This window comes from Mesorhizobium sp. AR02 (assembly GCF_024746835.1).
In the GTDB taxonomy this organism is placed as follows: domain Bacteria; phylum Pseudomonadota; class Alphaproteobacteria; order Rhizobiales; family Rhizobiaceae; genus Mesorhizobium.
This window is the reverse complement of record NZ_CP080531.1, coordinates 5000868-5019018: the sequence shown is the minus strand read 5'-3', so window position 1 is coordinate 5019018 and position 18151 is coordinate 5000868. Positions and strand designations below refer to the sequence as shown.

Annotated in this window: 16 protein-coding genes and 1 pseudogene; 11 read left to right on the top strand and 6 right to left on the bottom strand. The window is 62.5% G+C overall.

The features are described from left to right. Positions 1-105 precede the first annotated feature (105 nt). Genes DBIPINDM_RS28315 through DBIPINDM_RS28305 form a run of 3 tightly spaced genes read right to left on the bottom strand, consistent with a single transcriptional unit; the run spans position 106 to position 4051 of the window. Positions 106-1290 carry an ABC transporter substrate-binding protein gene (locus DBIPINDM_RS28315; protein ID WP_318036905.1) on the bottom strand — a complete coding sequence of 395 codons (1185 nt, stop codon included), beginning with the start codon at positions 1288-1290 and terminating at the stop codon, positions 106-108. Between the two features lie 39 nt (positions 1291-1329). Next, complete coding sequence (locus DBIPINDM_RS28310) at positions 1330-2400, bottom strand: CobW family GTP-binding protein (protein ID WP_258582281.1); 1071 nt, start codon at positions 2398-2400, stop codon at positions 1330-1332. Further along, the gene (locus DBIPINDM_RS28305; protein ID WP_258582280.1) at positions 2387-4051 is read right to left on the bottom strand and encodes an amidohydrolase; all 1665 of its coding nucleotides are present in this window, start codon (positions 4049-4051) and stop codon (positions 2387-2389) included. Before DBIPINDM_RS28305 ends, DBIPINDM_RS28310 begins: the two co-directional genes overlap by 14 nt. 238 nt (positions 4052-4289) lie before the next feature. Here DBIPINDM_RS28305 and DBIPINDM_RS28300 point away from each other — a divergent pair, with 238 nt between their 5' ends. Then, positions 4290-5066, top strand: a complete 777-nt coding sequence (locus DBIPINDM_RS28300; protein ID WP_258582279.1) for an IclR family transcriptional regulator — start codon at positions 4290-4292, stop codon at positions 5064-5066. A gap of 93 nt (positions 5067-5159) precedes the next feature. After that, positions 5160-6113: a helix-turn-helix domain-containing protein gene (locus DBIPINDM_RS28295; protein ID WP_258582278.1), complete on the top strand. Its 954-nt coding sequence runs from the start codon at positions 5160-5162 to the stop codon at positions 6111-6113. Positions 6114-6176: 63 nt separating this feature from the next. Here DBIPINDM_RS28295 and DBIPINDM_RS28290 read toward each other — a convergent pair whose 3' ends face one another. The 3 genes from DBIPINDM_RS28290 to DBIPINDM_RS28280 form a co-directional block, all read right to left on the bottom strand. Further along, positions 6177-7010 (bottom strand): class I SAM-dependent methyltransferase, encoded by an 834-nt coding sequence (locus DBIPINDM_RS28290; RefSeq protein WP_258582277.1) that lies wholly within the window; start codon positions 7008-7010, stop codon positions 6177-6179. Between the two features lie 92 nt (positions 7011-7102). Beyond that, positions 7103-7516: a DOPA 4,5-dioxygenase family protein gene (locus tag DBIPINDM_RS28285; protein WP_258582276.1), complete on the bottom strand. Its 414-nt coding sequence runs from the start codon at positions 7514-7516 to the stop codon at positions 7103-7105. Positions 7517-7758: 242 nt separating this feature from the next. Continuing rightward, entirely contained in the window at positions 7759-9066 is a 1308-nt protein-coding gene (locus DBIPINDM_RS28280; protein WP_258582275.1) for an IS4 family transposase, read from the bottom strand. 255 nt (positions 9067-9321) lie between these two features. Between DBIPINDM_RS28280 and DBIPINDM_RS28275 the strand changes: the two genes are divergently transcribed. The 9 genes and pseudogenes from DBIPINDM_RS28275 (at position 9322) to DBIPINDM_RS28235 (ending at position 18143) form a co-directional block, all read left to right on the top strand. Continuing rightward, positions 9322-10283, top strand: a protein-coding gene (locus DBIPINDM_RS28275) for an IS630 family transposase (protein WP_416361713.1) whose coding sequence is annotated in 2 segments (ribosomal slippage) — positions 9322-9660 and positions 9663-10283 — 960 coding nt in all. Because the reading frame shifts where the segments join, the coding sequence is not laid out codon by codon here. A gap of 446 nt (positions 10284-10729) precedes the next feature. Continuing rightward, positions 10730-11209, top strand: coding sequence for a hypothetical protein (locus DBIPINDM_RS28270; RefSeq protein WP_258582273.1), 480 nt, complete (start codon positions 10730-10732; stop codon positions 11207-11209). An 88-nt stretch (positions 11210-11297) separates the two neighbouring features. Then, entirely contained in the window at positions 11298-12131 is an 834-nt protein-coding gene (locus DBIPINDM_RS28265) for an SPFH domain-containing protein (protein WP_027059738.1), read from the top strand. Continuing rightward, entirely contained in the window at positions 12128-12664 is a 537-nt protein-coding gene (locus tag DBIPINDM_RS28260) for a hypothetical protein (protein ID WP_258582272.1), read from the top strand. The genes DBIPINDM_RS28265 and DBIPINDM_RS28260 overlap by 4 nt, the downstream gene beginning before the upstream one ends. A 518-nt stretch (positions 12665-13182) precedes the next feature. Continuing rightward, positions 13183-14496: pseudogene (locus DBIPINDM_RS43450) on the top strand (S53 family peptidase); the annotation flags it as partial. 200 nt (positions 14497-14696) lie between these two features. Then, positions 14697-15392: a hypothetical protein gene (locus DBIPINDM_RS28250; RefSeq protein WP_258582270.1), complete on the top strand. Its 696-nt coding sequence runs from the start codon at positions 14697-14699 to the stop codon at positions 15390-15392. Positions 15393-15442: 50 nt separating this feature from the next. Next, positions 15443-16525 (top strand): cupin-like domain-containing protein, encoded by a 1083-nt coding sequence (locus DBIPINDM_RS28245; protein ID WP_258582269.1) that lies wholly within the window; start codon positions 15443-15445, stop codon positions 16523-16525. Between the two features lie 232 nt (positions 16526-16757). Further along, positions 16758-17336, top strand: a complete 579-nt coding sequence (locus DBIPINDM_RS28240) for a class I SAM-dependent methyltransferase (protein ID WP_258582268.1) — start codon at positions 16758-16760, stop codon at positions 17334-17336. A gap of 15 nt (positions 17337-17351) precedes the next feature. Next, positions 17352-18143, top strand: coding sequence for a Stf0 sulfotransferase family protein (locus DBIPINDM_RS28235; protein WP_258582267.1), 792 nt, complete (start codon positions 17352-17354; stop codon positions 18141-18143). The last annotated feature ends 8 nt before the right edge of the window (positions 18144-18151 follow it).

The following is an 18151-nucleotide window of genomic DNA, read 5'->3' as shown; positions in this document are numbered from 1 at the left end:
TGGAGACGTGCACGGGCATTGGCCCGAACTCTTGTCGAGGCCGGCGCCGCCCCTCATTGTCCTGCCGGCAGGCAGGTGAGGAGCGGCGCCAACGCCCGGGAGGACTCACTTGGCCTTTGGCAGCACGACCCAGTCCGGCGTCTCGACCGTCCAGGCGCCCTTTTCCAGCTTCATCACCTTGGTCGCCTGCATCGGCGAATGCGTCTTCGCCGTGCCGAAAACATAGGGTGAGCCGGAAAGCGGATTGGTGATCGGCTGCATCTCGTGCAGCGCCTTGCTTACGCTCTCGCGCGTCACCTCGCCGTCGATCGACGCCACCACTTTGAGGAACAGCTGGGCGGCGAGATAGCCGCCTTGCGAGAAGGCGGTCAGCGGCCGGCCGGCCTTCTGCATGTCGGCCGCCCATTGCGCGTTGGCGGCCGAGCTCTTCTCGGTGAAGGGCTCCCATTCGGTGCCGACATAGATCGGCTGCTTGGTGTCGGCCAGCGCCGAGGCGACCTGCTCGGTGTAGCCCGGCGCCAGGAACAGCCAGTTGATGCCTGTGATCTTCTGCGCGTCGACGGTCTTGATCAGCTGCACCACTTGCGGCTCGACCTGATTGGTCAGCACCGCGTCGCAGCCGGCGTCGCGCGCCTTGATGACGTAGGGCGTCAGGTCGCCCTGGAAAGGCAGCGTCAGGTCGATGAGATGGATCTTTTTGCCCGAAATCTTTTCCCAGTTCTCGATCGCCTTCTTGTAGGCTTCCTGGGTGCCGCCGATGATGATGAAGAAGGCGCACAGCTTCTCGCTCTTCAGCTGGTTGGTGGCATACCAGGCCATCGCCGTCGACAGCGTGTAGGGCCCGACATTGACCGGCGCCACATTGGGCGATGAGAAGCAGGCGGCGTCGACGCCGAGGCCCTGCACCGAGAGTATCTTCTTGCGGCTGTAGGTGGCGGAATTGACCGCGCAGTCGAGCAGGCTGCCCGAACCGACCAGCGCCACCGCTTCCTTGTTGTCGATGAGGTCGCGCGCGGCCTGGGCGGCAACCGCCGGGTCCGCCTTGTCGTCGGCGATCGTGTAATCGATCTTGCAGCCATTGATGCCGCCCGCCGCATTGACCGCATCGAAGGCCGCCTGGGTCGCCTTCGGCACCTCGCTGAAATCGGCTGGGCCGGTGATGGTCGACACCGCGCCGACCTTGATCGTCCCGTCCTTGCAGGTCGGGCCGGTGGCCGATGCCGTGCCGGCTGTTGCCGCAAGGCTCAAGCCGGCGAAGGCCGCTGCGAGCAGGCTGGATTTCCATTGCATGTCAGTCACTCCCCCTGTTTTTCCTGAATCATTTTCTGATCATGCGGCGGCGCGATCTGGCGCCCTGATGCTGGCGGCATCGATGGCCGCGAATTTGGTCAGCGTGCGTGCGATCGTCTCCCGCGCAATGTCGCGCACGATGAACACCAGCCGCGTGCGCCGGTCGGCCGATGGCCAGGCATCGAGCCGCACCGGCGGATGGAAAACATGCTGCACGCCGTGCAGCACCAGCGGCCGCTCCGGCTGCTCGGTGACATGCACCAGGCCCTTCAGCCGTAAGAGGTCCTCGCCCTTCAGCGCGGCGACATAATCGAGCCAGCGCGCGAAGGCCGCCCACTCGACAGGCTCGTCGATGACGAAGCTGTAGGACTGGATGCCGTGATGCGCGTGGGCATGGTGATGATGGTGCGCGTGATCGTGGGCGCAATCCGGCCCGCATTCCTGGTCGGCCATCTCCAGCCAGGCAGCAATCCTGTCGGGATCGTCTGCCGTTCCAATATGCCTGATATCGAGGATGTCGAAATCGGCCTCGCCATTATGCGCCAGGCTTTGCCGCGCTGTCGGCGCGAGCGCCGTCAGCCGGCGCTGCAATTCGCTCAGCGCTTCCGCCGAAACCAGATCGGTCTTGGTCACCAGCACCTGGTCGGCGACCGCCACCTGCTTGGCCGCTTCCGCGTGCTGGTCGAGCGTCGACCAGCCATTGACCGCATCGACCGTGGTGACGACGCCGGCGATGACATAACGGCCGGCGAGTTCCGGCTCGGCCATCAGCGTGTGCAGGATCGGCGCGGGATCGGCGAGCCCCGTCGTCTCGATGACGACATGGGTGAGGCTCTCGCCGGTACGGCTGCGCCGGTCGAGCGCCTTCAGCGTCGCCACCAGGTCGCCGCGCACCGTGCAGCAGACACAGCCATTGTCGAGCAGCGTAAATTGTTCCTCGCTGGCCTCGATCAGCAGATGGTCGAGGCCGATGGCGCCGAACTCGTTGATGATGACGGCGGCACCTGCCAGCGACGGCCGGCGCAGCAAGCGGTTGAGCACCGTGGTCTTGCCCGAGCCGAGGAAGCCGGTCAGCACCGTCACCGGGATGGCGCGGTCAGTTCCGCTCATAGACCACCCTCCCCTCGAACCAGGTGGTCAGCACCTTGGTGTCGGCGATCTCGTCGGCCGGTATGTCGAGCACGTTGCGGTCGAGCTTGATGAAGTCGGCCGACTTGCCGATCTCGATCGAGCCCACCGTGTCGGCCAGACCGATCGCGCGGGCCGAGTTGATGGTGAAGATTTCGAGTGCCGTGGCGACATCGAGCGCCTGTTCTGGCCACAAGGCGGCGCCCTTGAATTCGCCGCTCGGGTTGCGGCGCGTCACCAGCCCCTCGATGCCGTCCCACGGATCGGGGTTGGGCATGACGGGCCAGTCGGACCCGCCGGCGAGCAGCGCGCCGGCCTCGAGCAGATCCTTGTTCGGCCAGAAGCGTTGGGCCCGCGCGTCGCCCATCGTCTGCTTGTGGCCTTCGAGGAAGCTGGTCGGATACCACAGGAAGGGCGACAGGTCGGCGGCGACGCCAAGCGCGGCGAAGCGGGCAATGTCGTCAGGCGCGATGTAGCTGGCATGCGCGATGTGGTGGATCAGCTTCGTCGGGCCGTTGAAGGAGCGCACGACATCGATGGCGTCGAGCGCCTGGCTGACGGCGGCATCACCGGCGCAGTGGATTTTCACGCCGAGCCCGAGCTTCTCGCATTTGCCGACCCAGCGGATCAGGTCCGGCACGGTGACGATGGTCGAGCCGCGAAAGCAGCAGCCGAGGATCGGGTCGTCCGTATAGGGCTCGTGGAAGGCGGCGGTGCGGGCGCCCGGCACACCGTCGAGGAACACCTTGACGAAGTCCGGCTTCGCATGAACGCCGCGATAATTCTCGCGCAGTGCGATCAGCTCGTCGCCGGCAATGCCGAACATGAAGGACGGCTCGACCGCCGGCATCGCCGACACCGACCAGGCGGTCAGCTCGCCGCGATCGTCGAGGCCTTTGAGCGCCGCCAGGATCGGCTGCATGGCGGCGGCGTCGAGGAAAGCGGTGACGCCATAGGAATTGAGCGTGGCGATCGACTGCGCCATCGCCGCCCGGTCCATGGCCTCGGTGTAATGGCCCGATCTGGCGATGGTGCTTTCGACGATGCCGGCGGCGGATTCGATCATCATGCCGGTCGGCGCGCCGCTGGCCGGGTCGCGGCCGATCGAGCCCTTTTCCGGGTCGGGCGTGGCGGCGGATACACCGGCAAGGCGCAGAGCCTCAGAGTTGATCCACCTGTTGTGATAGGTGTCGTCGCGCAGCATCACCGGCCGGCCCTGGCTGGCTCTGTCGAGCGCGGCCAGCGCCTCCAGCGTGTTGAGCTTCGGCAGAAGGTCGCTGCCCCACTGGCCGCCGATGATCCATGACCCCTCAGGCGCCTTGGCTGCCGCCTCGCCGACGCGCGCGATCAGCGTCTCGAAGCTCGAGGTCGGCGCAAAGCGCAGCTCGAAAAGCTCCGCCTGCCCGCCCATCATCAGATGCGCATGCACGTCGACAATGCCCGGCATCAGCATGGCGCCACCGAGATCGACGACGCGCGTGTCGGACCCGCTCAGGCCGGCAACAGCATCCGCTTCGCCGACCGCCACGATGCGCCCGCTTTTGACGGCCACCGACGAGGCCCATGGCCGCTTGCGATCCAGCGTGTAGATGCGGCCATTGGTCAGAACCAGGTCGGCACTTCTATCGGGCATTTTTCTCCCTCTCCTCACTCCGCCGCCAGTTGAGCGCCATACAGAGCACTCCAGCGAACCTCGGCATTGCGTGCGGCGCCACCCTTGGCCTTGCCGCGAAACCGCTCTTGCCCGTGTTTTTTACGTTCCCATATCGGTTCATCATATGAACCGACGTTTTGTATGTTATAGCCAGACTGCAAGCCGCAAAGGCCGCTGTCAAGTTAATTCACACGCTAAGTATCTCGGAGATTCTGCCATGAGCACGGTCGGCAAGGCGATTTCGCTGCTGGAGCTTTTCACGCCGAAGGAGCCGGAGATCGGCCTCTCCGACATCGCCCGCAAGTCGGGTCTCGACAAGGCCACGGCGCGGCGGCTGCTGATGGCGTTGGCCGAGCACCGGCTGATCGAGCAGGAACCGCTGAGCCGCCGCTACCGGCTCGGCGCCGGCCTCTCCCGCCTTGCCCGCATGCGCGACGCGCATCTGCCCTTCGTGCGCGTCGCCGCTCCCATCGTGCGCGAGTTGGCGCTGGAGACCGGCGAGACCGTGCATCTCTCCGAGTTCAGCGCCGGCGCGCTGCTCACCGTGCATGTCGAGCTGTCGGCAAGGGCCAACCGCGTCAGCGTCGATGTCGGCCAGATCCTGCCGCTGCACGGCACCGCTTCCGGCATCGCCTTCCTCGCCTTCTCGCGCCCCGAAACCATCGAAGCGCATTTCGGCAAGCCGCTGACCGCCTTCACCCAGCACACTATGACCAGCCGCGAGGCGGTGATGGGGGCCGTGAGGCTGGCGGCGACACGCGGCTATTCGCGCAGCGCCCAGGGCTATGAGGAAGGCGTGCACTCGGTCGCCGCCCCCATCCTCGGGTCGGACGGCTTCCCCATCGGCACACTGGCCGTGGCCTCGCCGCTGTCGCGCATCGACGACGCGATTGCCGAGCGCCAGGGAGAGGCCGCGCGCGAAGCCGGGCGCCGCATCTCCACCGAGCTGACCGGCGAACAATGGCATGCATCCGTACCGTTGCGGCAGAGATAATTATCATGTTAAGTTCTTGATCGTTGCATCGGGGCATAAGCCCGCGCCACAATCCCGCACCAAGACGGGAAGGCTTGTTTGGAGGAGGAACACATGCACGCTGCCGCCCACCATGTGAGCGTCGCCGACGGCGAGGCTTTCCTGTCGACATCGCGCCTGCTGTTCGGCCCGATCACCCAGCGCTTCCCGCGCGGCACGGTGCCGTCGATCCCGCAACTTGTGTCGGTCAATCTCGGCGCCTGCCGGCTGTCCGAGATCAAGGCCAATTCGCATCTGGTGGTCAACGACCGGCTGTTCTGGCGCAGCTTCGATCCCGACGCGTTCAAAATCCTGATGCAGCTCTCGGGCCGCAGCCGCTTTGAACAGCAGCAGGTCGCCGTCGACCTCGGCCCGCAATCGGCGATCATCTATGATCCCGTGCGCAGCTACTCCCTGCAGAACCTCTCAGATGTCGACCAGCTCATCCTACAGGTGCCGCGCTCGACCTTCGGCGACGACACGCTCGCCCGCCTTTCAGCACCACTGCCGCTGCCCGGCAACGGTGACAGCCTGACCCACATCGTCTCCGGCCTGATGCAGATGGCGATCGGCGAGGCGCACAGGCTCGACGAGGCCGGCAGCCGGCGCGTCGGCGACAGCCTGGTCCAGCTCGTCAACGGCCTGATCCAGGCGAAGCCCATGGCGCCCGAATTCCGCCGCTCGCCGCTGGAAGCGTTGCGCGAGCGCATCGTCGCCTATATCGACGCCAACCTGGCGCGCAGCAGCCTGTCGGCCGAGGACATAGCCCGTCACATGGGCTGCTCGCGCCGCTACCTGCACCGCGCCTTCGAAGGCGAAGGCGCCACACTCGAACGCTTCGTCTGGGACCGCCGCCTGGAGCGCAGCAAGGAAGAATTGCTGTCCCCCGCCCGCGCCTCGGCCTCGATCTCCGAAATCGCCTTCGCCTGCGGCTTCAACTCGAGCGCGCATTTTTCGCGAGCCTTCAAGAGCCGGTATGACGTCGCGCCACGCGAATTGCGCGAGCGGCTGCGGGCGGTGGTGCATTGACGCACGAACTTTCGATGAAAGTTCCGCGCAACCGCCGACAGCGTCAGCCGTCGCGGCAGAGCGCTAAACGCGGCAGACCGCCATGACGAAGAACTCGCGGTAGCAGAAGTCCGGATCGTCGAGCAGGCGATCCGGCCGCTGCTTCAGGTCCTGCCAATAGGCCTGGTCGGCGTCAGGCAGGGCGTAGCCCGGCGCGACGCTGGCAAGATAGGCCAGCAGGTCGCGAACATAGTCACGCGTGAAGGCAGGCGCGGGCGCCCAGCGCTCGACCAGCCAGCCCTTGCGGCTGACGACCTCCAGGCCCGCCTGCCGCAGACGCGACGGAAGCGTCGAGCCGCAATCGGTGCCGAGCACGCCCCGGTCGCGAAATCCCTGCAGCCTGGCTGCCATGAAGCGCGCGAACAGGGCCCGATCCATCGGCAGGATCTGCAGGATGGTCGAATCGAAATCCTTGACGGCGAAGATGCCGCCCGGCTTCAGCACGCGCCTGGCCTCGCCGACGGCAAGCTCGAACTCGGCCGGCGTCAGATACTGCATGACATTGCCGGACCAGACGCAATCGAACGATGCGTCGGCGAATGGCAGCGACAGGATGCTGCCGACATGCGTGGCAATTTCCGGCGGCTCGGACAGCGTGCCCGCGAGCGCCTCGACCCGGGCGATGTTTTCGGGCGCGAGGTCGAGTGCGGCGATGAAGCCGGATGGGCCGACGGCCCTGGCGATGAGCGGCAGGAAGCCGCCGCTGCCGCAACCGGCGTCGAGCACACGCCAGCCCGGGCGGATACCGGCATCGAGCAAGGCAGCCTCGTATTCGGGGCGCGACGATTCGAAATGAAGGTCGAGCCAGCCGGCATCGCTCGCTTCGTGACCGGTGGACGTTTCGTTTCTGACAGACAAATGACTCCCCCCGTGATGGCGCATTGCAGATAAAAGCGTGCCGAACGGCATCACGCAATGGCAGTGCTGGTCTGCGTGGAACCGACGCCGGTCTACGCCGGCAGCGACGGCTCGGTGTTAACCTCCAGCGCCTCTTCCGCCTCATGATCGTCCGGAAGTGTGTCGCCATGCACACCCAGCGGCCGGCCGATCCAGACCGGATCGACCAGATGGTCGCGCTTGGGGTTCTCCGTATTCGGGTGGATGAGGATGCTCAAGCCGCCATGGTTCAGCATCAGCCACGGGACCAGCGAACCGAAAAGCTCGTTGGCGAACGAGACCTGGTACATGGGCTGGTCATGCGGGCCGACTTGTCTGTCGTGCCAATTGCCCAGGCGCACGCGGAAACGCTCGCCGATGCGAAGCCGCAGCCATTCGGCATGCTGCCGCTCGGCCTGCCCGTTGAAATAGATATGGGCATGGTAGCTGGCGATCTCGGCAAGTGGCCGTGGACTGTCTTCGCTCATCTCGATGCCCTCCCTCGCAGCGTGGCGATCATCCGGCCATTGAGCCCAACAACGCGGTTTTAAGCAAGGTCACAGGCCGCACTTGAAGGTCGTGTCTGCGGCCAATGACATATGGCAGCGCCGCCCCCTCTCCGTCTCGGCTTCGCCGAGCCACCTCTCCCCCACTTTGTGGGGGCGAGGAACCCAAGCTTTCCAAGGCCGCGAACCTCGGCGGTTGGCGTTTCCTCGCCCCCACAATGTGGCTACGGAATGCACACATCTCTGAGTTCCCAGCCTTTTGCGATGGCACGGAAGTATTCGAGGCCGTGTCGGAAGGTGATGGGACCAGGTGGTTTGGAGGAGGGATAGCCATTCCAGCCGCCAAGGCGGGCAATGATCCAGGCGGCCCATGCGAGACTGTGCCTTGGGTGCGGGTTGTTTTGCAAGGCAGTGCGACCTTGATAGCTGGCATCGAGGCTGTCGAGCACGGCGATGTCGGAAGTGCTGAAGGCATTGGCGGCGTGTTCGCCACCAATGCCTTCGCGGGCCTGGACGAGTTGCAGGATAACCGCCGCAGCCTTGGTGGCGATGGCGGCGAGCTTGACCAACACCTCGGCGCTGGCGAGTTGGCTGTCCTCGAGGCGCAGGCCATGCGTCTTCATCAGACGGAACAACTGCTCGATGGTCCAGCGCCGCCTGTACCAGTCGACGATCTGCCTGGCGGCGGCGACGTCGCTGATCTCATGGGTGGTGAGCAGACGCCAGTGCACTGGCTCGGCCGCGGCTGGAGGACCAAGTTCGACGACTTCGACAAGGTTCAGCGTCACGGTCTTCGGCAAATCCCTGGCGCCGGGATTGTCGGGACGGCACACCTCGACCTTGCTGAAGCGCAGGCTCACCTGGGTGCTGCGTGCCGCCCGCTTGTGCGTGGCCAACAACTCAAGCCTGCGCGCGGCCACGAACGGCAGCGCTGCCGTCACGCTCGACAAAGTACCGCCGCCCGCTACGGCACGATCGTGCATCACACGCGTCAAAAGGTGGACATTGCCGCCGGGCAGTGTCGCCCATTCGGCATAGATGTCGCTCTCGCGGTCGGCCACGATCGTAACAGTGGCGGCTTTGGCCAGCACGCTTCTGGCCTGAAGGGCCGTGTCGATCCAGCGGCGCGATTCCTTGTCCTTGAGCGAGCGCTTGGCGTGCGGTGTCTCGACCCGGCCCTTGCGCGTGTAGACGCTGCCGGCCACCAGCCCCAGACAACCGCCGCTCACCGCATCGATGGCCACCATCGCATGCACCAGCACGCCGCGCCCACCACCTTTGCCGATCTCACCCAGGCCGCGTCGCCGCTCGGGCGTGGTGGCAAAGGTGATCTCGCTGGTGTCCTGGATCGCCAGCACATGCCGCTCGGCGGCCGCAGACACCGTCTGTTCGCTCCAGCCTTGGATCAACCGCTCGATCGTCACCTTGTCATTGGCCAGCAGGCGATGGAACCCGACCTCCTGCGCCCGCCGGCCCTCGCCAAGCCGGCGCAGGCAGATATCTTGGCGCGCAACCATGCGGTCGAGCAGCATCGCCCCCTTTTGTCGAGGCGCAAATCCCCGAAACGGCCCAGCGACGGTTGCTCAACAAGCATGCGACACCTCGAATCAAGCAAAGTGCCTGATACAGAATCACGCCGAAAGCCGAGACCGCCAGCCCTCCTCAAGCCGAGAGTCAATCCGCCGCACCCCACTAGAGCGGGATGAATTGAGCCTGAATCGACGGCGGATTCCCTTGGGCAGGCAAATCTGATTCAACATGCTGGCTGGGCAAGGAGGCCAGCATGGATGGGCAAGCCTTATTCGATGGATCTTCGCGAACGGGTTGTTGCGTCGGTTGAGCGGGAGGGGCTGTCGCGGCGGCAGGCGGCAGTGCGCTTTGGGGTTGGTATCAGTACCGTCATCAGATGGGTAAGCCGCTTGCGCGAAACGAGCAGCCTTGCGCCCGGCAAGATGGGTGGGCACAGGCCGAAGAAGATTGCCGGTGAGCATCGGGACTGGCTTCTGGTGCGCTGCCGGGCCGCTGATTTCACGCTACGCGGACTGGTGGCCGAACTGGCCGAGCGCGGCCTGAAGGTCGATTACCGCTCGGTATGGGAGTTCGTCCACGCCGAGAAGCTCAGTCACAAAAAAAGACGCTGATCGCGGCTGAGCAGGATCGCCCCGATGTGGCGCACAGGCGGGCACAGTGGGCAAAGTATCAGGACCGCATCGATCCTTCCCGCCTGGTGTTCATCGACGAGACCTGGACCAAGACAAACATGGCGCCGCTCAGGGGATGGGCACCGCGCGGCGAGAGGATCAAAGCCAAGGTACCGCACGGCCATTGGAAGACCATGACCTTCTTGGCGGCGCTACGCCACGACCGTGTCGATGCGCCATGGCTCATCGACGGACCAATCAACGGCGAGCGGTTCCAGCTCTATGTCGACAAGGTTCTCGTCCCAACCCTCAAGCCCGGCGACATCGTCGTCATGGACAATCTCGGCTCGCACAAGAGCAAGGCCGTGCGCCGCGCCATCCGCTCGGCCGGCGCCAAGCTGTTTCTCCTGCCGAAATACTCGCCCGACCTGAACCCCATCGAGAAGCTCTTTGCAAAGCTCAAGCATTGGCTGCGCAAGGCGGCCAGGCGAACCATCGATGCAGTCTGCAATGCCATCGGACAAATCCTCGGCACCGTCAATTCAATCGAATGCAGGAATTACTTCATCGAGGCCGGGTATGCCCAACCTAAAGTCATCCCGCTCTAGATGTGTGCATTCCGTAGCATGAAATGGGGGAGAGGTGGCCGCGAAGCGGACGGAGAGGGGGCTGGCGCTGCCATATGTGACAGCCCCCTGCCCCGGCCCCGGAGAGAACGCGTCTTGCTGTTTTGATCTGGCTCCCACACCAGGAAGACCGGCAATGGCCGGGACCATAATAGCTCTCGATAATGTGTATGGCTGCCATTTGAGACTTCCCTTATCAACGACGCAGCTTTTGCCCATCCATGGTTCCCGGACAGCCCCGTCAGGGAAGAAATGTGTTTGACGCGTCAACTGGGAGGGAAGTCGACAGGCACCGCCATTGATCCGCCGGGAAGCGGACCATTCGTGCCTGAGGACGAGAGCGTGCGGCGCCAGAGGCGCGCTGAACGGGCGGCGTCCACCATCTTCAATCCTGCAATCAACGCGGACCACGCAGCGGGGCTGGTCGAATGTCGTTCTTTGTCTTTGCACTCATCTTCGCATTCATTCTCTGGCGGCAGCTGGGCAAGAACCGGCGCCCGGAAAAAGCTGTCCAACCCGAAGCTGCCGCTTCGCCGCTGGCCGCCTTCGCCGACGACGATCAGGTCGAAGACATCGCCACCGATGTCGCCGGGCTGGTCTCGAGCTTCCTTGGCCAGAACAGCAAGGACCTGATCGAGCAGGCCGTGGGCCGGGCCATCCAGGACGCCAGGATCGGGACCGACCGCAGGTCCACCGAGGCGATAGAGCCGATCAAGAAGGCAGTCTCGTCAAAGACGACGGCATCGCAGCCGCGCGACAAGCAACGCGCAAAATACCTGCTCGACGGCGATGGCGGCTACCGCCAGCGCACCGACCGCACCGCACGGCTGCAGCAACAATTCGGCGGCAAGGGCCTCTGTTCGCCGCTTCATTCAGGGCCGGCGAAAGCGCGGCAGACAAATCGCTGAGCCGGAGCCAACCAGCTAGGCTCAGCCGCAAGTCAACAGGCATCAGGCACGCGCTGGGCGTGCCGGTACATCAGGAGGGGAATTCGACATGGCAATCACCAGACAGGTCATCACGTCGCTGCAACGCGACGGCACGGACGCGCTCGGCACCAGGACCGTGGCGATGAAGATCGTCGACGAGAGCATCGTTTCAGGCTCGCTGCTGACGGTGGAAAGCAACCATTTCTGCATCCTGAAATCGCGTGGCGCGGTGCTGAATGTCTATGAGACCGGCCAATATGCGCTGCAGACGCCGGACAAGCCGCTGGTCGGATCGATCGTCCAGGGGTTCTTCGGCGGATCTTCGCCCTGGGTCTACGAGGTCATCTACATCAACCGTTCCAAGCTGCTGGTGCGCAATGAGGGCATCGCCACTTCGGCCGAGATGGCCGAGATGTCCTATGTCGTCGACTACTACATCCACATCGACAGCAAGGAAGAGGCGCTCGACCTCATCACCCACATGCCGTTCGCCGGTGCGGTGATCGACACCAAGGAAATCGCCGACTATGCCGGACCGGCCATCGAGCAGGCGATCAACCAGATCATCCAGGTCACCAAGATGGAGAACATCAACGAGCGCATCAGCGATGTGCGCGAGGCGGTGAAGCTGCATCTCACCGATTTCCTGAAAGTCTACGGCATCATGCTGAACGACCTCAAGGTGCTGATCACGCCGCGCGACGAGCGCATGCGCGAACTGATCTCGCTGCAGGCGATTGGCCTCAGCCCCATCGAGGCGGTGCGCTATTATCTGGCGCTGCGCATGGCCGACAAGGGCCTGGTTTCCGCGCCCAACGCCGCCGCCGGCCTGCCCTTCAACATTGGCGGCCAGCCGACCGGCTTCTATCCCTTGGGCGATGAGGTGGGCGCGACAAGATGAGCCGCTTCTACGAGGCCGGGCCGCTCGCAAAAGTCGGCATCAACCTGTTCTACGGCTATGGCTACAATTTCTACCGCAGGGAAAACCAGCTGCGCGCCGACGACCAGCGCGTGCGCGAGATGGCCTGCTCGCTGCTCGGCCGCGCCCGCGCGGCGGTCGACGAAGCCGAGGCCCGCTACCGCCGCGAGAACATCCAGCCGCCGACCCGGGCCAATCCCTTCCCCGACGCGACAATCGTCGCCAACGCCCAGGCGCTCGAGCGCCTGGGCCGCGAGGTCGGCGCCCTGGAAGGCCTGATCCGCCACCAGCCAGTGCCGGAAAACGACCGCATGGCCCAGCGCTACCGCCAGGAGGCCGCCACGCTCGCGGCCTTGGCGGAAAAGGATGCGGTGCTCGTCGGCCAGGCGGAGCTGCTGCGCTCGATGCTGGAAGGCGTGGCGGGGGATGCGATCCTGGCGGGCAAGCGCGAGATCGAGGAGGGGATTGCGGCGATCACGGCGACGCTGCGGGAGAGGCAGACGTTTTTGCTGTGAGGGTGGGAAGGAGAAGCATAGGTCGGGACCGAGCCGCTTGGGCAGGCGACCGCACTGCGGGCGCTGCAGCTGCTTGATATGGATGTCAGCGTGCGATCTCGCGGTGCTCTACAGTCGGCCGCCATGTCACGAACAAGATGCTTAAGAAGAGCCGCTTCCGCCACCTGCACCGAGCCCTCGAGAGCTAAGGCGCAACACTGGAACGCTTCGTCTGGGACCGCCAGCTGGAGCGCGCAAGGAAGGACTGTCGCCGGCGCGCGCCTCAGAACTTAGCCAAGCATCTGAAGAATTCCGCCCAAGCCATTGCTTATCATGGATAGCGAGATAAAATACTGTTTAATAAATAATTAAAACTACTTCGAATGCATGCCAAGCGATAAGAATAGGGAAAGACGAGTGAAGTGTTTGTTTTCTTTGCCAAAATCACATTTATTAACTTTCAGTTGACACGCTCAGAGTGCTTGTGATGAAATGCTAATGTAGTCCAAGAGAAGGAATTACCTGGGGAGGCCACCAAGATGCCTGTCTTGAGAGATCACATTAAGGGTAGCAATCGGTTGCCGATGGTTGGAGCGATTGCCGCCAAGCCTGTGGATCCGAATCTCCGTCTGGATATTACGATCTATTTGCACCGAAAGCAGGCGCTGGCCCCACGCGTTTGGGGCCAACATCTAAGCCATCAACAATTCAATAATGCGCATGGCGCGGATACGAGGGATATCGAGCGAATCCAGCGGTTTGCTGCAAATCACGGGCTCGATATTGGCCACGTCAGTATACCACGTCGGTCGGTGAGGCTTTCGGGAACGGTTGCAAACCTGAACCGTGCCTTTGGCGTGGAACTCCGCCACTTCGAATACTCGAAGGGAAGTTACATCGGACGCACCGGCATGATCTCGGTTCCACGTGCCATCGCAGGCGTGGTGGCAGGGGTATTCGGCCTTGATCGACGTCCGCAAGCAAGGCCCCACTTTCGCCTTGCGAGCGTCGGGTTTCGTCCCTTGGCAGGACCAGCAGCTCAAACCTTTACGCCGCTGCAGCTAGCAACTGCCTATGACTTTCCAAGCGGCGACGGAACGGGCGAGTGCATCGCCGTTATCGAATTGGGTGGAGGCCACGTAGCGGCAGATCTCCAGACCTACTTCAGCGGATTGGGACTGACCCCGCCGCAGGTTGTCGCGATCTCGGTCGACGGCGCGACGAATTCTCCTACCGGAGATCCGAATAGCGCTGATGGTGAAGTAATGCTTGACATCGAGGTTGCTGGTGCGATCGCACCGGCAGCCAGAATTGTGGTCTATTACGCTCCGAACACTGACCGCGGTTTTCTAGATGCGATCACGACGGCGATTCATGATCAGGTAAACAAACCCTCCGTCATATCGATCAGCTGGGGGTCGGCTGAAAGCAGCTGGACGCCAAGCAGCCGAAACGTCATGAACCAGGCTTTTCGGGACGCAGCGGCGCTCGGAGTTACGGTTTTGGTCGCCTCGGGGGACGACGGTTCGACCGATCGCGTCCACGACGGCGCGCTGCATGTGGACTTCCCAGCCTCAAGTCCACATGTGATTGCGTGCGGAGGTACCAGCCTAGCCACACAGCCAGGTGGCACGATAGCGTCGGAGGTCTCCTGGAACAATGGTGTAGGGCGGGGGGCAACCGGAGGCGGGATCAGTAAAGCGTTCCCTGTTCCTCCCTATCAAGCTTCAGCGCACATCCCCTCAGCCGCTGACGACGGCCATGTAGGACGTGGAGTTCCCGATGTTGCGGCGAATGCCGACCCCAGCACTGGTTATCAAGTCCGCGTTGACGGCAATGATCTCGTGTTCGGAGGTACCAGCGCAGTCGCGCCTCTCTATGCCGGCCTCATTGCCCGTTTGAACCAGGCACGCAGCGTTGCTGGAAAGCCAAAGGTCGGATTTGTCAATCCGATTCTTTATGGCCCCAAAATGATGGGAGCTGGCTATCGCGATATAGTGTCGGGCAACAACAACAACACTCCGGGCGGCGGAGCTTATGCGGCTGGAGCCGGATGGGATGCCTGCACTGGCCTTGGCAGCATAAAGGGGACAGCGCTTGCCAGCGTCGTAAGTGGTTCAGGAGCACCGCCGACGCCGCATCCGCCGACGCCACATCCGCCGACGCCGCATCCGCCGACGCCGCATCCGCCGACGCCACATCCGCCGACGCCACATCCGCCGACGCCGCATCCGCCGACGCCACATCCGCCAACGCCGCCGACGCCGCCGACGCCGCCGACGCCGCATCCGCCGACGCCGACACCAACGCCAACACCTACGCCGACGCCGACACCAACACCTACGCCTACGCCTACGCCTACGCCTACGCCGACGCCGACGCCGACACCTACGCCGACGCCGACGCCGACGCCGACACCTACGCCTACGCCTACGCCTACGCCTACGCCGCCGCCGACGCCGACGCCGACGCCGACGCCTACGCCGCCGCCGACGCCGACGCCGACACCTCCGCCGACGCCCCCGCCGACGCCGACACCGCCGACACCGACACCGACACCGACGCCGACGCCGACTCCTCCAGGTCCTCCACCCGGACCGCCTCCAGGTCCTCCGCCTGGACCGCCTCCGGGACCGGGAGGAGAGAAATTGCCTCGCTCTCCGCGCCGGCCCGGCCCAGCGCCGAAACCGGCGGGTATCCGACCGGGCACCCAGGGACCTCGGGGAAGAACAGGGCAGTGAACGTGTAAGTGAACGGGCCCGGCATCAAGCCGGGCCCGCATCTGGGAGAAAGCGCCCTATGCCGCCGAATGCAAAGCGAAGTTCTGTCGATCCGGTTGGCAGCGTGAGACGTCAGCGTACCGACGACATACCCGTGATGGCCGAACGATCTCTGCCTATAGAGTGGCGGACTTGGATCGCGGAGAACAGAATTCTAGGAACCTCGCCAGATGTTCTTGTTGAATCTGCTGTGAAGGCTGGGTACTTCCGTCATATCGTCGAAGAGGAGTTGCGCTCAGAACGCGATAACCCGTATTGCCGCGTTGCCGAACTCATGACGAAGCGATATCTGAAGCTCAAGTCGGTTCTCCAGGTGCGAAAGGCATTGAGAAATCTGGCCTTCAACGCGCAAACGATTGAGCGCAGAAGCAAGATCTCACGCAGCGAGTTCCTTGAGCGCTACTATGCCGCAAACAGGCCTGTTATCCTCACCGGGATGCTTGCGGGGAGCGCTGCGCGCCGAGACTGGACGCCGGAGTATCTCGCGGAAATGTGCGGAAGCGCCAATGTCCAGATCATGGCGGGGCGGGGCTCCGACCCTCACTACGAACTGAATTCTGATCTACACCGTCGCGAACTAAACATGGCCGAATACGTGTCGATGGTGACCGCCGGTGGGTCGAGTAACGATTATTATCTGGTTGCCAACAACCACTTCTTTGAAAGGGAAGAATTCGCCAAACTCTATGACCAGGCTCCACGGATTGATGAATACATAAATCACAATGACGGCAAAAAGAAGACTTTTTTTTGGTTTGGACCGTCCGGAACGATTACACCTCTACATCACGACCTGATGAATGTACTTGTTGCTCAAATATTTGGCAAAAAGCGCTTCATACTACTTTCACCAGAAGACACCCCATTCGTATATAATGAAGTTGGATGCTATGGAGGAGTGGATTGTTCAAGTCCTGACTACAATATCCATCCGCTGTACAGTGAGGCATCACCAATTACTTTAACATTGTTTCCTGGAGACGTTCTTTTTATACCTGTTGGATGGTGGCATTATGTTCAGTCTATAGATATTTCCATTATGGTATCCTACACAAATTTTCACTATCCAAACGAGTTTAATTGGTACCTACCTCGCCCTTAAGAATAGAGAGGTTGGAGTGCAATCGGAAACCTGGAACGGGACTTTCGACTACAAGACGATGAATAGGCTAGCGTGGTCCTATCTTGCCAGAAACGGATCTGATTCGTCACGCCCCTATCCACGACAGAGCGCCAACTGGGTGAGAGCGTGGCTCGATCCTAACGCTTGGATCGATTGGTCTGAAGTCCGCCATGTGCTTTGTCTCGGATCAGGCGGCGGCCAGCAGGCACCGATGTTCGCTTCGCTGGAGTGCCGCGTCACTTCCGTAGACCTTTGCCCTGAACAGATCGGCCTAGATGTCAGCGTGGCAACTGCCCTCGGCTATGATCTGGAGTGCGTGGAAGCGGATATGCTGGACCTATCCACGCTCCACGGACGGGATTTCGACCTCGTCTATCAGGCGGTCTCCTCGTGCTATATTCCAGACGTCCACCGACTATATACCGAGGTCGCGAAGGTTCTGCGGCCGAAAGGCTGCTATATGGCCGAGCACTGGAGCCCCGCGCATATGCAATTGTCCGACGATCGTCCTTGGACAGGTCGCGGCTATGAACTCGTGATCCCATATGTGTCTGGCTATGGCTGGGTCAGCCGCCAGTCCACGGTCGATGGACAAAGCGCGGAGTGTATCCATTACCTTCACACACATACTGCCCTAATCGGCGGATTGTGCGACGCCGGCTTCAGTATCCGTCACTTCGCCGAGCGGAAGGCGCACGGTCAACCCGACGGGCCGCGGATCGAGGAGCACGTTCAGACCTTCGCGCCTGCATTTCTGTCCCTGTATGCACAAAAGATCTCAACGGCCTGAATAAGGAAGTAAGTTGTGACGCCGGACGCAAGCTATTTCATCTGTACGCTGCCTCGTTCGGGCAGTTGGCTTCTAGCAGAGTCCCTTGAGAAGACAGGTGTGGCCGGACGTCCACGCGAATACTTCGAGCCGCAACTCTTTTCAGCTATGAAGAGTGACGCTCTACAGTCAGCTGTCAACCGCATCATACGCAAGGGTATGACCAAGAACCGCGTCTTTGGTGCAAAATTACATTGGTATCAATTCGAGCATGCACCACGGATCATATCCCATCGACAGCCCGGAGAGCTACCTGTTGCGCTGTTGATGGCTCGGCGTTTTCCGAAATTGAAATACATCTGGCTGACCCGGCGAGATAAAGTCCGACAGGCCGTCTCCTACTACCGCGCTACTCGAACGGGCGTTTGGTGGGATATACCAGGGATTTCCCCCACGATCGCTCCAGTACCGGATTTTGATTTCGAACGCATTTTACAGCTGGAGCGCCTTCTGCTGCGTCATGAGGCATGCTGGCAACGATATTTCGACGAGCATGATATTGACCCGCTTGTTCTTGTCTATGAAGAGTTTTGCAACAATCACGTCGAAGCGGTCGAGCGGGTTCTGCAGCATCTCGGAATCGAAGATACGAAACTAGGACAGATCCGCTCGCGCCTAAGGCGGCAGGCAGACGAGGTTACTGAGGAATGGATCGAACGGTATCTCAGCATGAAAGGCGTGTCGAAGAGTCTCTCTTCAGAAGCACCAACAGGTGTTCATTATGCAAGCGGACCAGGCCCTCGGTTGGCCGGCGTCAGGACATCCTAAACGAGCGA

Excerpts from the sequence above, each read along its gene's own strand:
- DBIPINDM_RS28315 (WP_318036905.1), bottom strand. The coding sequence starts at position 1,290 with ATGCAATGGAAATCCAGCCTGCTCGCAGCGGCCTTCGCCGGCTTGAGC.
- DBIPINDM_RS28310 (WP_258582281.1), bottom strand. The coding sequence starts at position 2,400 with ATGAGCGGAACTGACCGCGCCATCCCGGTGACGGTGCTGACCGGCTTC.
- DBIPINDM_RS28280 (WP_258582275.1), bottom strand. The coding sequence starts at position 9,066 with ATGCTGCTCGACCGCATGGTTGCGCGCCAAGATATCTGCCTGCGCCGG.
- DBIPINDM_RS28240 (WP_258582268.1), top strand. The coding sequence starts at position 16,758 with ATGTTCGCTTCGCTGGAGTGCCGCGTCACTTCCGTAGACCTTTGCCCT.
- DBIPINDM_RS28250 (WP_258582270.1), top strand. The coding sequence starts at position 14,697 with ATGGGATGCCTGCACTGGCCTTGGCAGCATAAAGGGGACAGCGCTTGC.
- DBIPINDM_RS28285 (WP_258582276.1), bottom strand. The coding sequence starts at position 7,516 with ATGAGCGAAGACAGTCCACGGCCACTTGCCGAGATCGCCAGCTACCAT.
- DBIPINDM_RS28265 (WP_027059738.1), top strand. The coding sequence starts at position 11,298 with ATGGCAATCACCAGACAGGTCATCACGTCGCTGCAACGCGACGGCACG.
- DBIPINDM_RS28245 (WP_258582269.1), top strand. The coding sequence starts at position 15,443 with ATGCCGCCGAATGCAAAGCGAAGTTCTGTCGATCCGGTTGGCAGCGTG.
- DBIPINDM_RS28295 (WP_258582278.1), top strand. The coding sequence starts at position 5,160 with ATGCACGCTGCCGCCCACCATGTGAGCGTCGCCGACGGCGAGGCTTTC.
- DBIPINDM_RS28300 (WP_258582279.1), top strand. The coding sequence starts at position 4,290 with ATGAGCACGGTCGGCAAGGCGATTTCGCTGCTGGAGCTTTTCACGCCG.
- DBIPINDM_RS28305 (WP_258582280.1), bottom strand. The coding sequence starts at position 4,051 with ATGCCCGATAGAAGTGCCGACCTGGTTCTGACCAATGGCCGCATCTAC.
- DBIPINDM_RS28270 (WP_258582273.1), top strand. The coding sequence starts at position 10,730 with ATGTCGTTCTTTGTCTTTGCACTCATCTTCGCATTCATTCTCTGGCGG.
- DBIPINDM_RS28260 (WP_258582272.1), top strand. The coding sequence starts at position 12,128 with ATGAGCCGCTTCTACGAGGCCGGGCCGCTCGCAAAAGTCGGCATCAAC.